At 60.1% G+C, this 2,023-nt stretch carries 2 protein-coding genes; both read right to left on the bottom strand.

The window, feature by feature from the left end; all coding sequences use genetic code 11:
- Positions 1-536: 536 nt before the first annotated feature.
- Positions 537-1,442: an Abi family protein gene (locus O9255_RS13665; protein WP_297867421.1), complete on the bottom strand. Its 906-nt coding sequence runs from the start codon at positions 1,440-1,442 to the stop codon at positions 537-539.
- A gap of 59 nt (positions 1,443-1,501) precedes the next feature.
- Positions 1,502-1,909 carry a restriction endonuclease subunit S gene (locus O9255_RS13660; RefSeq protein ID WP_297867420.1) on the bottom strand — a complete coding sequence of 136 codons (408 nt, stop codon included), beginning with the start codon at positions 1,907-1,909 and terminating at the stop codon, positions 1,502-1,504.
- Positions 1,910-2,023 lie beyond the last annotated feature (114 nt).

Below are 2,023 nucleotides of genomic sequence, written 5' to 3'. Positions count from 1 at the left end.
ACAACACAAAGCGACTGCTGGGGCCGATCGGCTACATTCCCCCGGCGGAAGCAGAGGCGGCGTTCTACGCCGAGACCAGCGGTTACGCTAAAGCGGCGTGACTCAACGAAAACAGCCTCCGGAAAAGCCGGGGCGGTTCATCCGGTGGTTTGGCCGACAGCTCCGGTGATTTCGGAACTTTCCAACGCCCATAAACAGCCCAGAGTCGAGGAGGTAGGCGTTGGCGGGCCAATACGAAAAAAAGCGCACCAATGCGGCTGTCAGCGGGGGAATGCCTTTACTCAAGTCATTGATTGTATTGGTCGGCTTGCCTGCCTAAAGGCATTCCAAAAGACATTCGGCTCGGATTTCAGGCCTTCTGGTCTTAATCGGTCAGCCAGTAGCGCCGCCATCGCCGACCCTCGTCGCCTGAATGGCAAAGCGGACCGGGAGTCAGGCGTGCTTGACCCCCCGGATGCCCGTGCTTAGAGTTCGCGGCAACACGACCCTCGCCTCTACATCGAAAGATGCACGCGGGGGTTCTTTTTTGCTCGCGACTACCACCAGTCCTTCCAGTCCGGTGGGGTACCGATGTCGTCGAGGCTGCGCTTGGTGTTGGCGCGAAGCGCGGGGAATGACGCCAGGTGGTCTTTCAGGCGAGTAGGCCACTGCGTGTTGGGACAAACCCGCTGAACCACATGGCGGCAGATCGCCAGCAGTAGGAAAGGCTTGGTCTGCAGGTCGGCGTTTCCAGCAAAGGCTTGCCACCAGCCTGAATGACTGGCGGACGGCAGCTTCGGTCGCGCCACGACATTGCGATTCCACAGCCGGCTGTGGTGTGCGCAGAGATTGCGCAGATAACTCAGTGAACGCAGCCATGACTGGAACACCTGCCATTCGGCAATCCCGTACTTCTGAGCGATCGCCTGCTGGTCTCCGACCTTCATCATCGCGAACAACTTCGATAGCGCACCGAAATCCAGCAGTTCGATGGCAACCCAGATCGGCAGGTCGGGGCCATGCGTCTGGTGATAGTGCTTGACGAAATCCTCCTTGGATTGCGCAACTAGCTTGGAATAACGGTCCAGCCATGCCGCATGAGCGGTGCCCTTCGCCCCCTCTGCTCTCAGGGCAAACGTGGGGTGGAGTTCAGATGCCTGCAGATGCGCGAAGGTATTGCGCTTGCCAAGCAGGTAAGCGATGTCCACCCGAAGTGCCACTTCAACGCGCTCAAGGGCGTCGGTGGTCATTTGCCGCAGTTGCTTGTCGAACAGGTAAAGCGCCACGGCATCCCGGAAGTGCGTGTCGGGCAGAAAATCGTCGGTTCGGGTGTAGCGGATGGCGCCGTTCTGCTGGTCTTGCTGAAGCTCCCAACGTCGGAAGGGGTACCAGTAGGCACTCAGCCGGTAGTAGCCGACCCGTTCGAGATAGGCCAGTGCTGCGGCACGATCACCGACGTTCATGCCCCGTGATTCCAGCAGCGCCAGCTGGTCCTCGAAGCTCCTCCAGGGGCGCGAGTACGTCACGCGGCCCCCTTGGCCTTGCGCGTCTTGCGCTCGGCCTTCACCGGCTTGGCGACTGCTCGCTCCGCCCGCAGTCGATCCAGAAGCACGCTCGCTGGTTCGTCGTTCGGGTCTTGCGGCACTAGTTCGCCGCGGAACGCGGCACGGAGGACATTCTGGCGCTGGGCACTTGAATGAGTGAATGCGGCAGCTAGGCCGACTTCGGTAGCGCGTATCTCGTCTTCCAATTGTGCACTCGCCTTGAGAATCTCCGTCTGCTCCACAAGTGGCGGGATCGGGATAAGGGCTGACTCGATGTCAGGCTGAGAAATCTTGTAGATGCCCGCTGAAGTGCGAGCACGATCCTCCAGATGGTTCCGAACGAACGGCGAGTCCCAGACTAGGGAAGGTCTGAACAACTCCTCCACTTTCGGCGAGAATCGGTCATCGCTTCAAGGGTGAGTTCGATGCAGCTTTCGTTTGGTGATGCTGAGGATCTTGGAGGCCGCAAGCGCACGCGGCGCGAGGTGTTCTTGGCCGAG

Source organism: Silanimonas sp., from assembly GCF_027530345.1.
Lineage (GTDB): Bacteria > Pseudomonadota > Gammaproteobacteria > Xanthomonadales > Xanthomonadaceae > Silanimonas.
Note: the sequence above shows the minus strand (reverse complement) of the source record. Positions and strands in the feature narration are given on the sequence as shown.

Coding starts and splice junctions, on each gene's coding strand:
- O9255_RS13665 (WP_297867421.1), bottom strand. CDS start 1,442: ATGAACGTCGGTGATCGTGCCGCAGCACTGGCCTATCTCGAACGGGTC.